Annotated in this window: 10 protein-coding genes, 3 pseudogenes and 1 other annotated feature; of the genes and pseudogenes, 5 read left to right on the top strand and 8 right to left on the bottom strand. The window is 64.2% G+C overall.

Annotated features, from left to right (window positions below):
- Positions 1-383, bottom strand: a pseudogene (locus XBLMG947_RS20125) (transposase); the annotation flags it as partial.
- Positions 6-117: a sequence feature (AL1L pseudoknot), on the bottom strand. It overlaps the preceding pseudogene by 112 nt.
- Between XBLMG947_RS20125 and XBLMG947_RS20115 the strand changes: the two are divergent.
- Positions 355-1,327, top strand: a pseudogene (locus XBLMG947_RS20115) (IS3 family transposase); the annotation flags it as partial. The pseudogenes XBLMG947_RS20125 and XBLMG947_RS20115 overlap by 29 nt on opposite strands.
- A gap of 305 nt (positions 1,328-1,632) precedes the next feature.
- On the opposite strand, the pseudogene XBLMG947_RS23000 reads toward XBLMG947_RS20115, so the two are convergent.
- The 7 genes and pseudogenes from XBLMG947_RS23000 to ubiE form a co-directional block, all read right to left on the bottom strand.
- A pseudogene (locus XBLMG947_RS23000) lies at positions 1,633-1,770 on the bottom strand (integrase core domain-containing protein); the annotation flags it as partial.
- Positions 1,771-1,805: 35 nt separating this feature from the next.
- Complete coding sequence (locus tag XBLMG947_RS20110; RefSeq protein WP_065470311.1) at positions 1,806-2,429, bottom strand: HAD family hydrolase; 624 nt, start codon at positions 2,427-2,429, stop codon at positions 1,806-1,808.
- A gap of 346 nt (positions 2,430-2,775) precedes the next feature.
- Complete coding sequence (locus XBLMG947_RS20105; RefSeq protein WP_065470310.1) at positions 2,776-3,495, bottom strand: hypothetical protein; 720 nt, start codon at positions 3,493-3,495, stop codon at positions 2,776-2,778.
- Positions 3,496-3,599: 104 nt separating this feature from the next.
- Positions 3,600-3,884: a hypothetical protein gene (locus XBLMG947_RS20100; protein ID WP_065470309.1), complete on the bottom strand. Its 285-nt coding sequence runs from the start codon at positions 3,882-3,884 to the stop codon at positions 3,600-3,602.
- Between the two features lie 98 nt (positions 3,885-3,982).
- Positions 3,983-5,968, bottom strand: a complete 1,986-nt coding sequence (locus XBLMG947_RS20095; RefSeq protein WP_065470308.1) for a M1 family metallopeptidase — start codon at positions 5,966-5,968, stop codon at positions 3,983-3,985.
- Between the two features lie 122 nt (positions 5,969-6,090).
- Entirely contained in the window at positions 6,091-6,981 is an 891-nt protein-coding gene (locus XBLMG947_RS20090) for a GGDEF domain-containing protein (protein ID WP_065470307.1), read from the bottom strand.
- A gap of 213 nt (positions 6,982-7,194) precedes the next feature.
- The gene (gene ubiE / locus XBLMG947_RS20085; RefSeq protein ID WP_008577300.1) at positions 7,195-7,956 is read right to left on the bottom strand and encodes a bifunctional demethylmenaquinone methyltransferase/2-methoxy-6-polyprenyl-1,4-benzoquinol methylase UbiE; all 762 of its coding nucleotides are present in this window, start codon (positions 7,954-7,956) and stop codon (positions 7,195-7,197) included.
- An 87-nt stretch (positions 7,957-8,043) separates the two neighbouring features.
- On the opposite strand from ubiE, the gene XBLMG947_RS20080 reads away from it, so the two are divergent.
- The 4 genes from XBLMG947_RS20080 to XBLMG947_RS20065 all read left to right on the top strand — a co-directional run bounded on the left by XBLMG947_RS20080 (position 8,044) and on the right by XBLMG947_RS20065 (position 11,897).
- Positions 8,044-9,693, top strand: a complete 1,650-nt coding sequence (locus XBLMG947_RS20080; RefSeq protein WP_065470306.1) for an MFS transporter — start codon at positions 8,044-8,046, stop codon at positions 9,691-9,693.
- On the top strand, positions 9,690-10,778 hold the full coding sequence (locus XBLMG947_RS20075; protein WP_065470305.1) for an HlyD family secretion protein: 1,089 nt from the start codon (positions 9,690-9,692) through the stop codon (positions 10,776-10,778). The genes XBLMG947_RS20080 and XBLMG947_RS20075 overlap by 4 nt, the downstream gene beginning before the upstream one ends.
- Positions 10,779-10,944: 166 nt before the next feature.
- Entirely contained in the window at positions 10,945-11,445 is a 501-nt protein-coding gene (locus tag XBLMG947_RS20070; protein WP_065470304.1) for a GNAT family N-acetyltransferase, read from the top strand.
- The gene (locus XBLMG947_RS20065; protein ID WP_065470303.1) at positions 11,442-11,897 is read left to right on the top strand and encodes a nucleoside deaminase; all 456 of its coding nucleotides are present in this window, start codon (positions 11,442-11,444) and stop codon (positions 11,895-11,897) included. Before XBLMG947_RS20070 ends, XBLMG947_RS20065 begins: the two co-directional genes overlap by 4 nt.
- Positions 11,898-12,058 lie beyond the last annotated feature (161 nt).

Genomic DNA, 12,058 nt, shown 5'->3' with positions numbered 1-12,058 from the left:
AAAACCGGGGCGGTTCACTCGGCAGATCGGCTCGACTCCGTGGGCATCGCGATGCTCTGCAACGAACCCGGTCATGGCTTGAAGCGGCGGTCCAGCTCCGCCTGGGCGAAATACGCCGACGCCTTGCGCAGGATCTCGTTGGCCTGCCGCAGCTCGCGCACCTCCCGCTCCAGCGCCTTCATCCGCACCCGCTCGTCCGTCGTCAAGCCCGGACGCAGCCCCTGGTCACGCTCGGCACGACCTACCCAGTTGCGCAGCGTCTCGGCTGTGCACCCGATCTTCCCGGCAATCGACTCGATCGCCGCCCACTGCGAACTGTGCCTGTCCTGGTGCTCCAGCACCATCCGCACCGCGCGCTCCCGGACTTCCGGGGAATACTTCATGGATGCGTCGCTGATGTCCCAGCTCAAGGAGCTGCAGGACGAGAACCGGCGCCTGAAGAAGATGTACGCCGACGCCCAGCTCAGTGCCGACCTGCTGAAGGAGGCGATGGCAAAAAAATGGTGAGGCCATCTCAACGTCGGGAGATGGCCCCAACAGCGGTCGAGGTCGGACGCACGAACATCCGGCACGCCTGCCAGACCTTCGAGGTGAGTGAGACCTGCTGCTATAGGTACCAGGTCAACGCATCGGACGAGAACGCCCGGATCGTGGACTGGCTGGTGCGATTGACGACGACGTATCGCGACTGGGGCTTGGGCCTTTGCTTCCTGTACCTGCGCAACGTGAAGGGCTTTGGCTGGAACCACAGGTGTACCGGATCTACCGGGAGTTGGAGTTGAACCTGCGGATCAAACCGAAGAAGCGACTTGTGCGCGAGAAGCCCGAACCGCTAGCGGTACCGGAATCGATCAACACGGTCTGGTCGATGGACTGCATGCATGACCAGTTGGCCGATGGTCGCAGCTTCCGGTTGTTCAACGTCCTGGATGACGTCAATCGCGAGGCGCTGGCGATCGAGGTCGACCTGTCGCTGCCATCTGCCCGGGTGATCCGATCGTTGGAGCAGGTCATCGAGTGGCGCGGCAAGCCACACATCATTCGCTGCGATAACGGGCCCGAATACCTCAGCGGAGCACTGCTGGCGTGGGCGGAACGCAACGGCATCGGCATCGAGCACATCCAGCCGGGCAAGCCACAACACAACGCCTACGTTGAACGTTACAACCGCACGGTCCGCCACGCCTGGCTGGCCCGCACCCTGTTCGACACCATCGCGCAGGTGCAGGCCAAGGCCACGCGCTGGCTATGGACGTACAACCATGAGCGCCCGAACATGGCGCTAGGCGGCATCACGCCAGCGATGAAACTGGCGATGGCTGCATAACTCCACTTCTGGCGTCCGCTAAAAGCGGGGGGATTACCAGGGGAAGCCATTGCCGACAAGCATCGCACTGATGCGCTGCCGCACCAACTCCTGGAACGGACCAGCGTTTTCATGGATCGCATCGCTTTGCCGGCAAAAGCGGGCCAAAAATCATCCTGGTCCGGGTTTCAACAACCATCGCTGGAAGCGCCTCTTTCAGCTCATCCAGAAGCTCATCGATCCTGTTCGGGTCTTATGTCACCAGCCAGATCCTCGTCAAGTCAACGCGTTAAGAATTGTGGTTAGTACGTTTGCTAGTGGCGAGCCTATGCTTGCGTCGCTATAGAAGCGCAGCCACGCTTCGATTTGCTCTGCGCATCGGTTAGGGACGAGAACCAATGCTCATTCAGACACTTCTGCCGAAGCCGGCTATTGAAGCTTTCCACCAGCGCGTTGTACGCCGGCGTCCCGCGCTTTGCTCAGGCGCAAAGCACCGACTTCAGCCTTCCCAGCGCGCGAGCAACTGCGTGCAATCTTTCAAACGCCAGTCGGCGAAGCCGGGCCACGGATCGCCGGAAGTGTTGACCAGGACAGTGCAGGCGCCGACAGCCCGGCCGCAGGCCAGGTCGTTATGGTGGTCGCCAACCATCACCAGGGCGCTGCCCTGCACCGACCAGCGCCGTTCGAAATAATGCAGTCCATCTGGCGCGGGTTTGGGGGCGGCTTCGTCGCGGCCGACGATATCGTCCCAGCCGAATGCATCGTCCAGGCCGATCGCCTGCAAAGTGATTTTTGCCAGTTCGCGCGCATTGCGGGTGAGCATGCCAAGCCGGCATCCAGCGGCACGCAACGCACGCACCAGCGCCACTGCACCCGGTGCCGCGCGTGCGGCCTGCGCAAGCGTACGCTCGTGTTCGAGCAACCATGCATGTTTGGCCGCTGCCTCGTCGGCCGGCAGCGCTGCTAGGTGATGCAGGATGTCTGCCTGCGGCGGAATGTCCAGGACGCGGCGGATCAAGCCGAAATCGTGCGCCGCCTCGGTCAGCGTGCCGTCCATATCGAACACCCAATGGCGGTAGCCGGACAACGAGGGAGATAGCGCTGTGGGTGTCATACGGTCCATCCATGCGAAGCCATGAAAACGGTGGATTCGATGCTGCAGGTGCGTTGAAGTAAATACACGGTGCGCATGCTGCAAAGTCACCAAAAGCGATTAAAAATTTGCGGCAGTCATCGTCAGGTGCGCGCGGCATGCGCTCGGTCGGCATGTACTCTGCACACACCCCGGCCCCTGCGCGCGTCCACGCCCAGCCGGTAACTGCGTGCGCCCTTGCTCGCCGCTCCAAGCGCTATATGCCGGTGCATTACAGCGACATCTCCCCCAATCTACTGTGCGATAGAGCAAGTGCGGCGACGACGCGCCAGCTTGCGCGCACTCCGCCTGAGCAAACACTCCATCGCCGTCGCGCCTATTTCCAGCCTGGCATCTGCGTGCTGTCCAGGCCACCCACCTCGAACTCTGCGGTGCGCGTGCCGCCGGCCTTGACCGGAAACGTAATGCTGATGCGCTTTGCGTTACGTACTGCCTTCCACAACGCCTTGTCGTCGTCGATGAACATGGCGATGGCTTCGTCGGTGTCCGGGCGGTGCGCGGCCATCGCGCGCGGTGCGCCGCCATCGGCCGCAACCTGCACCTTGCAACCGCCGTAGCAATTGAAATCGCCGGCCTTGAGCACGAGATAGCTGTGGCGCTTCCACTGCGGGTGATCGCGAAACACCAGGCTCACCGGCTTGGGCCCGCTGCCATCCACGTCCACGGCGTGTTTGGCATCGATCATCGCCGAACGCTGCGTGCCGCCCTTGGCCGGCACTTGCGAGTATTGCCAAAGCGCCTGCATGCGCCGCAGCTCGCGCGCCTGCTCGCCCTTGGCCTTGATGTCGGCATAGCCGGGCGCGATGCGCGTGGCGGCCGCGGTGCCGGCATAGCCTTCGAGCAAGGCCGCACCATGCGCACGCGCCATGTCCCAGTTCTGCACCTTGACCGCTTCGTCGTATTGCTTGGCGAGCGCCTCGGCCTGGGTTTCCTTGGCCTGCGCCTGCGCGGTTGCCTGCGCCTGACGTTGCACCTCGCGGTCGGTGCAGGCACTCAAGGCAGCGACGCACAAGGCCGCACTCAGCAGATACTTCATCGTCGACTCCGAAAGGCGTGGAAAACAGCGGCAACGATACCAGTCCGACGTTGCAGGCCGCATGCATGCGTGGCGGTGTTCAAACAGGGCCACACGCGTGCCCGCTAACGCACATCGAGGCTGCGCAACAAGGTACGGATCAGAGACGCGATCCGATCCCTTGGCAGATCTGCAGCGAATTGAGCACGGCCCGCGTTACTGCGCGCAATCGCCGGACCGGCAAACGTGTCCGCTGCGGAGGCCTCGTATCGTTCCAGGCTCACTGCTTGGTAGAGGCGCAAGATCGCAGGGTTGGCGAACGATGCCGCTGCGATGAGCACTGACCCGGCAGCGATCACGCGATGCCTGATCGCCACAGTGAGCCGTTTGCTCTTGAACGCGATGCCCAAGGACGTGCCTGTCGGGACTCAGACAACACACAGGGAGCACAAGGCTCCCCGTTTGTTGCACGTGCCGCCAGGCTGACGGCTCTGCGTTGCGCGACCAACTACTGCTGCGTCGGCGCCGGTTTCTCTGCAGGAGCAGGTGCCGCAGCAGGCGTTGCCGCCTTGGCCTTGGCGATCATCTCGGCCACCGATGCGGTGGTGATCGGGTGATAGCTGGGCTTGGCTTTTTCGAAGGCCTGTTCGGCGAAGGCGATGCCGTCAGGGGTCTTCAACAGCTCGGCGTAGATCGGCAGCACCAGCTTGCGGCGGCCGACACGTTCGATGAACCCGCCCGCAGCCGCACGCGCGTCGGTGTACCCGCTGCGAATCGCCAGCGGGTACCAGCGCATCGCGATCTCGCCATTCGGCGTGCCGGTGAAGTGATACGCAGCATCGAGCTGCTTGAGCTGTTCCGGCTTAAGCGTTGCGCCCATGCCGCTGAGGAAGTGCACCCATTCCTGCGTGCCCCACTCGCTGGTGACCTGCTTGCTGGGCAGCGTGCCGCTGCCGCTCCAGGCGATGCGTGCAGTGTCGACGATCGAGAAGCTGCGCGAACGCGCCTTGGCCGCAAAGGCCGGAATGCCCGGCTGCTTCAGCCACGCATCCACTTCGGCTGCGCTCACGGTGTTGGGATGCTTGTCCAGCAGGTTCTTCTTGAGGTAATCGACGAACTGGTCGGTGGTGGCGCTCTGGAAGGCGTGGTCGTCGAACCAGCCACGCAGGAACGGGTCGAACACCTCACGCCCGAAGCGCTGCTCCAGGAACTGCAGGAACCACGCACCCTTGACGTAGGCCACCTGGCTCAAGGCTTCGTCGGGGTCGCGCTGCGCCAGCGGCGGCAACTCCAGCACCTGGTCGGCCGACGGCATGTCCTTCACTTCGGCCAGCAGATCGCCCTGGTCGATCTCGCGCTCCATCTCGGCCATCTCGGTGCCGTACAGCGCCTCGGTGATGCGGGCCTGCAAGTAGGTGGTGAAGCCTTCGTTGAGCCAGATGTCCTTCCAGCTCGCATTGGTCACCAGGTTGCCCGACCAGCTATGTGCCAGTTCGTGCGCGACCAGCGACACCAGCGACTTGTCGCCGACGATCACGGTGGGCGTGGCGAAGGTCAGGCGCGGATTTTCCATGCCGCCAAACGGGAACGACGGCGGCAGCACCAGCATGTCGTAACGGCCCCAGCGATACGGCCCGTACAACTTCTCGGCCGCACCGATCATCTTTTCGGTGTCTTCGAATTCCTTGGCCGCCTTGTCGGCCATCGCCGGCTCGGCCCACACGCCGGAGCGTGCGGAGATCGGCTTGAACACCACATCGCCGGCGGCAATGGCCAGCAGATAGGACGGAATCGGCTCGGGCATCTTGAAGCTGTAGTCGCCGTCGCGCACGGCCTTGGGGTCGTTGTCGGCGCTCATCAGCACCATCACGTCCGGACGCGAGGTCACGTGCGCGCTATAGGTGAAACGCACGCTCGGGGTGTCCTGCAGCGGCACCCAGCTGCGCGCGTGGATCGCCTGCGACTGGCTGAACATGAAAGGCAGCTGCTTGCCTTCGGTCATCGACGGCTCCAGCCACTGCAGGCCCGAGGCGGTCGGTGCGGTGTGATAGGTGATCACGACCTTGGCCGGCTGGTTCGGCGTCTCGATGGTGAGCTTGCTGCCGAAGGTCTTGTCGGCCGGCGCCAACGCGAACTGCAGTGGCGCCAGGCCGCCCCTGCCGTCGTCGGCCTGTACCTGCGCAATGCTCAGCTCGCGCGTATCCAGCACCAGCTGCTTGGCGGCCTTGTCCTTCCACTCCAGCGTGTAGGTGGCGGTGCCACCGATCTGCTTGCTGTCGAAATCCAGCTTCAGGTCCAGCGCCAGATCCTTGATCACCACCCGCTGCGGCTGGGCGTAGGAACTTTCGTCGTGGTTGCGGGCGTCTGCTTTCACGGGGGCCTTGGCGGTGGCGGCCGGCGCAGCGGTGGTGGCAGCCGGCGATGTGGATTCGTTGGAACAGCCGGCCAGCGCAATGGACACGGCCAGGGACAGCGACAGGTACGGGAAGCGCATCGACGGCACCGCAGCAGGGGGAATTGGGCATTTTAGCGCTCTGCGCCGCAGCCTGCCCGTGCCATCCGCGGCCGATCCGCGCGATTGCCTGCCGCTTGCTGCCGCCACCGGGTTGCCGGCGGTCAGATCACCGGATGATCGCGCGGCGTGTCGTGCCCATCGCGCACCAGACGTCGACCACCGGAGAACTTGGCGCGGTACATCGCCGCATCGGCGCGGCGATACAGTTCGGTGGCATCCAGACCTCGTTCGCACACCGCACTGCCGGCGCTCACGTGCAGCGGCGCATCGTCGGCATTTTCGCGCTCGAGCATCGACAGCCATTGATTGAGCTTGAGCGTGGCTTCGCCTTCGCTGGCATGGATGCCGATCAGGAATTCGTCGCCGCCCCAGCGCCCGACCCAATCCTGCGCGCCCAGCCAACCGTAGGCCGATTCCACCAACCGCACCAGCACACGGTCGCCGGCCAGGTGACCGAAGCGGTCGTTGATCTGCTTGAGGTTGTCCATGTCCAGCACGAACAGCACGAACGGCCAGCCCTCGCGCTGCGAGGCGGTGACCGAATCGCGCATCGCCTGTTCGCAGCCGCGCCGGTTCAGCGCTTCGGTCAATGGGTCGAGCAAGGCATGTTTCTTGAGGTCACGCATGCCGGCATCGATGCCACGCAGGCTGCGGTTGATGCCGCGCAACAGCCTGCCCAACTCATCATCGCCATGCTCGGGCAAACTGGGCAGACGTTGATCGGCGTAATACGCATCCAGCGCATCGGCGGCGACGCGGAGCGGCGCCAGCAGGCGATAGAGCGCCACCAACGTCAGCGCGGTGCCGGCCAACGTGGCCAGCAATGCCACGATCACCACCGACCACAACAGGCGCCCTTCCAGCTCGCTCTGCGAGGCCAGCCACGCGATCAACAGCAGCAACGGCAGATGGATGCCGACAAACGTCACCGCCAGCAACTTGGCGCTGAAGGAACGGGGAAACACGCGCGAGAGTCCAGCGTATGAGCGCATCAAACTCTCCGGCAAAAGAGCGGCTAGTGTCGCCGACAGAGGGTGGAACCAACACGACGAAAGTCTCAGAAATTCGCTATCCGCACTTACCTGCGGCGCAGCGAAGCCGCATCAAGCGAACACAAGCGAACACAAGCGAACACAAGCGATTTCCTAATACGAGACCCGGCGCGTAAGGCACGCGCCGGGTTGGCCATCAACCGCAGCGCGGCTTCAGATCTTGTAGCCGGAGTGGATCGCCACGATGCCGCCTGTGAGATTCTTGAAGTGGCAACGCGCAAACCCGGCCTCGCCCATCATGCCCTTGAGCGATTCCTGCGGCGGATGCTTGCGGATGCTTTCGGCCAGGTACTGATAGCTGTCGGCATCGCGCGCGAACAACTGGCCCAGCTTGGGCAGGATCTTGAACGAGTGGAAGTCGTAGATCGGCTTGAACCACTCGGCGGTGACTTCGGAAAATTCCAGCACACGCGCCTGGCCGCCCACCTTCAACACGCGGTACATCTCGCGCAGTGCGGCGTCCTTGTCGGTGACATTGCGCAGGCCAAAAGAGATGGTCACCAGATCGAAACTCTGGTCCGGGAACGGCAGCGCTTCGGCGTTGCATTGCACGTAGTCGAAACCGGACACCAGCCCTCGGTTGGTCAGCCGGTCGCGGCCCACCGACAGCATGCCGGCGTTGATGTCGCCCAGCACCACAGCGCCCTCGTTGCCGACGCGCTCCTTGAGCAACACGGCGATGTCGCCGGTGCCGCCCGCCAGGTCCAGCACGCGGTCGCCCGGCTTCACCTGCGCGGTCGCCACGAAGTAGCGCTTCCATGCGCGGTGCACGCCCAGACTCATCAGATCGTTCATCAGGTCGTAGTTGCGCGCGACCGAGGTGAACACTTCGCCGACCAGCTTCTGCTTGTCCTTGGCAGCGACATCGCGAAAGCCGAAATGGGTGGTGCCGGAGGTATAGGGGGATTCGCTCATGGGCGGATTATCGCACTGCTGACGCCACCGTGACCGAAACCGGACCACAATCGCGGTCTCAACTGCGACCGGCCCTGCGAGCATTCCGTGCGCGACAAGTACGTCCAGCGCGATTGGCAGCCCCACGAGCGGCCCACTTTGCCGGGGTCGGCCTCCACCCCGCTGCACACCACCCGGCGGCGTATTCAGTACGGACTGGTGGGTGTGGTGGTGGCGCTCACCGGCGGGCTGAGCAACGCGCTGGTCAGCGCCAACCTGACCTATCTGCAAGGCACCCTGGGCGCCTACGCCACCGAAATGGCGTGGCTGCCGGCCGCCTATGTGATGACCAACATGTCGGCCAACCTGCTCCTGGTGAAGTTTCGCCAGCAGTTCGGGCTGCGCCGGTTTACCGAAATCTTCCTGGCGCTGTACGCACTCATCGCCTTTGCGCATCTGTTCGTGCACACCCTGAGCTCGGCGATCACCGTACGTGCCGCGCATGGGCTGGTGGGCGCGGCGCTCAGCTCGCTGGGCCTGTATTACGTAATGCAGGCATTTCCGACCAAATACCGGCTCAAGGCGGTGGTGCTGGGCCTGGGCATGACCCAACTGGCGTTACCGCTGGCACGGGTCTTTTCCACCGATCTACTGGAATTTGGCGAGTGGCAGGGCCTGTACCTGTTCGAGTGCGGGCTGGCGGTGTTCGCGCTGGCCTGTGTGCTGGCGCTCAAATTGCCGCCGAGCGACCGCTATCGCGTGTTCGAGCCATTGGATTTCCTCACCTTCAGCCTGTTCGCGGCCGGTGCGGCCGGCCTGGCCGCAGTGCTCTCGCTCGGGCGTTTGCTGTGGTGGACCAGCACGCCGTGGCTGGGTGTCGTGCTGGCCGCGTCCATCGTGCTGCTGTGCACGGCGGGCTGGATCGAACACAACCGCCGCCACCCGATGATCAACACGCGCTGGCTGGCCAGCGCGGACATGCTGCGGCTGGGCCTGGCGATCGTGCTGATCCGGCTGGTGCTGTCCGAGCAGAGCACCGGCGCAATCGGTTTCTTCCAGACCCTGGGTCTGGCCAACACGCAATTGCAGACCTTGTTCGCGCTGATGCTGCTGGGCGCGGCGGTGGGCGTGGCGGCCAGCGCCTGGCGGATCAACCCGGCACGGGTGACCGAGCATCTGATCATCGCAGTGGCGGCCATCTGCATCGGTAGCTTCATGGATGCCGATGCCACCAGCCTCACTCGCCCCGAACAGATGTATCTGAGCCAGTTCCTGCTTGCGTTCGGCAGCACGTTCTTCATCGGCCCGGCCATGGTGGCCGGTCTCGGCCGGGTGATTGCGCAGCCGAGCAATCTGATCAGTTTCATCGTGCTGTTCGGCATGGCGCAGAACATGGGCGGCCTGCTCGGCAGCGCGCTGCTGGGCAGCGTGCAGGTGGTGCGGGAGAAATACCATTCCAGCCAGTTGGTCGACCATCTGGTGCTAACCGACCCGCAGGTAGCTGCGCGCGTGCAGGCGTATGCAAGCCTGTATGGGCGCAGCATCGGCGATCCGGCGCTACGTCAGGCCCAAGGTCTACGCACGCTGGGCACCGTGGCCACGCGCGAAGCCAATGTGCTGGCCTATAACGACGTGTTCCTGTTGATCGGCTGCATCGCCATCGCCACCGGGCTATGGATCCTGTCCGTGCTGCTGTGGCGCCGCTATCTGCGCCCACCGGTGTCGCCCCCTCCTTCTGCCCCCACTGCACGCCCATGAATACACCTGCGGATTCTTCACCACCTGCCGGCCGACAACGTCGTCGGCGTCGCCGTATCGCTGGGGTCATCGGCTTCGGCGGGCTTGCCCTGATCGGCGTGGCGCTGGTGCTGTACGCATGGCGCCTGCCTCCGTTCGTCAGTGCCATCGAACGCACCGAAAACGCCATGGTCCACGGTCAGATCACGGTGATTGCGCCGCAAGTCAGCGGTTATGTCATCGCAGTACCCGTACAGGATTTTGCGCACGTCAAGCGCGGCCAGTTATTGGTCCGCATTGATGACCGCATCTACGCCCAGCAACTCGAACAGGCCAATGCACAGGTGCAGACCGCGCAGGCCAATCTCGCCAACTGGGCGCAACAACGACATAGCGCCGAGGCAACGATTGCCGAGCAGCGCGCAGCGCTGAGCAGCAACCAGGCTCAACGCGACCGCACCCGTTCGGCTTATGCGCGCACGCAGCAGCTGGCCAGCCAGCAACTGGTGTCCGAGCAGGACCGCGACACCGCATTCGCCGCACGCGCGCAGGCCGATGCCGGCGTGGCACAGGCACGCGCCGCGGTGCAGGCTGCCGAAGAGAACGCACGCAGCGTCACCGTCAACCGCGCCGCGTTGCAAGCCGCTGTTGCTAACGCACAGGCCGCTGTGCAGCTGGCGCAGATCAACCTGGACAACACGCGCATCCTGGCCCCGCGCGATGGCCAGCTCGGTCAGCTTGGCGTGCGCCAGGGCGCCTATGTCACCAACGGCACACAGCTGATGTCGCTGGTGCCGGACACGCTATGGATCGTGGCCAATTTCAAGGAAACCCAGATGGCGAAGATCCGCATCGGCCAGCGCGCCAGCTTCACTGTGGATGCGCTCGACAACGCACGTCTGCACGGCCGCGTGCAGGAAATTTCGCCGGCTGCCGGTTCGGAATTCAGCGTGCTGCCGGCCGATAACGCGACCGGCAACTTCGTCAAGATCGCCCAGCGCATTCCACTGCGCATCAGCGTCGACCCAGACCAGCCGCTGGCCCCGCGGCTGCGGCCGGGCATGTCGGTGGTGGTGGCCGTCGATACCGATCGCGCGGTCGACTGAGCAAGGCCGTCACCGCAGCATGGGCGAATAACGCTGGCGCGAACGTCGCAGCCGTCATTGCCTGACTCGTGCTTGCCTTGGTTTGCAGGCGCAAGTTCTGCCGGCCACTACCGCACACCGGCATGCCCTCGCAGCTCAACCGGGACACAGCCGCTATCATGCGCTGATGCCCACCACAGCCCTCCCTTCCCTGCACTGGCAACACCTGCGGTTTGCGCAACTGAGCACCACGCAGTTGTACGCGTTGTTGCGCCTGCGCACGGATGTGTTTGTGGTGGAGCAGCAATGCGCCTACCCGGAACTGGATGGCAAAGATACCGATCCTGCTGTGCTGCATGTGCTGGGCACGACCGCTGGCGCCGAGCTGGCAGCCTACCTGCGTGTGTTGCCGCCTGGCTTGAGTTATTCCGAACCGAGCATCGGTCGTGTCGTCATCGCCGCTGCATTCCGCGGCACCGGAATGGCGCACGCACTGCTGCGCGAAGGCATCCGGCGGGTGCACACGCAGTGGCCGGGGAGCGCAATCCAGCTCGGTGCGCAGGCGCATTTGCAATCGTTCTACGCCGCACATGGGTTTGCGCCATCATCCGCGCACTATCTGGAAGACGGCATTCCACATCTCGACATGCTGCGCCCTGCCGGCGCGGCCCCTTTGGAGCTCGCATGATCACCACCCCCGACTACCGCGCACTGCTCGACACCGCCATTACCGAAGCCCGCCTGGGGCTGGCCGAAGGCGGCATCCCGATCGGCGCGGCGCTGTATCACAACGACGGGCGCCTGCTCGGCTGCGGCCATAACCGCCGCGTGCAGGAAAACGACCCGTCGGTGCATGGCGAGACCGATGCGTTCCGCAAGGCCGGCCGCCAGCGCCGCTACAAGGACACCATCATGGTCACCACGCTGGCGCCGTGCTGGTACTGCAGCGGGCTGGTGCGCCAGTTCAACATCGGCACGGTGGTGGTGGGCGAATCGGTCACCTTCCAGGGCGGCATCGCGTGGTTGCGCGAGCATGGCGTCAACGTGATCGATCTGCAGAGCCAGGAATGTATCGATCTGCTCGGCGGCTACATTTCTGCCAACCCGGATGTGTGGAACGAGGATATTGGCGAAGACTGAGGTCAGCGGTACCGCAATGGCGTCGCCATCTACGGTCACGGGCAGCGGGCAATACCGCTGCGCACCGGCGGCTGCATTTATCTGACGGCACAGTGCCGATCTACGGCAAGGCCCGCTCCTTACGCCGCCCATGCTGCAAACAAAAAGACCCGCCAACGGCG

The organism is Xanthomonas bromi, assembly GCF_900092025.1.
GTDB classification, from domain to species: domain Bacteria; phylum Pseudomonadota; class Gammaproteobacteria; order Xanthomonadales; family Xanthomonadaceae; genus Xanthomonas; species Xanthomonas bromi.
This window is presented reverse-complemented; position numbering and strand designations above follow the sequence as displayed.

Excerpts from the sequence above, each read along its gene's own strand:
- XBLMG947_RS20110 (WP_065470311.1), bottom strand. The coding sequence starts at position 2,429 with ATGGACCGTATGACACCCACAGCGCTATCTCCCTCGTTGTCCGGCTAC.
- XBLMG947_RS20105 (WP_065470310.1), bottom strand. The coding sequence starts at position 3,495 with ATGAAGTATCTGCTGAGTGCGGCCTTGTGCGTCGCTGCCTTGAGTGCC.
- XBLMG947_RS20095 (WP_065470308.1), bottom strand. The coding sequence starts at position 5,968 with ATGCGCTTCCCGTACCTGTCGCTGTCCCTGGCCGTGTCCATTGCGCTG.
- XBLMG947_RS20090 (WP_065470307.1), bottom strand. The coding sequence starts at position 6,981 with ATGCGCTCATACGCTGGACTCTCGCGCGTGTTTCCCCGTTCCTTCAGC.
- ubiE (WP_008577300.1), bottom strand. The coding sequence starts at position 7,956 with ATGAGCGAATCCCCCTATACCTCCGGCACCACCCATTTCGGCTTTCGC.
- XBLMG947_RS20075 (WP_065470305.1), top strand. The coding sequence starts at position 9,690 with ATGAATACACCTGCGGATTCTTCACCACCTGCCGGCCGACAACGTCGT.
- XBLMG947_RS20070 (WP_065470304.1), top strand. The coding sequence starts at position 10,945 with ATGCCCACCACAGCCCTCCCTTCCCTGCACTGGCAACACCTGCGGTTT.
- XBLMG947_RS20065 (WP_065470303.1), top strand. The coding sequence starts at position 11,442 with ATGATCACCACCCCCGACTACCGCGCACTGCTCGACACCGCCATTACC.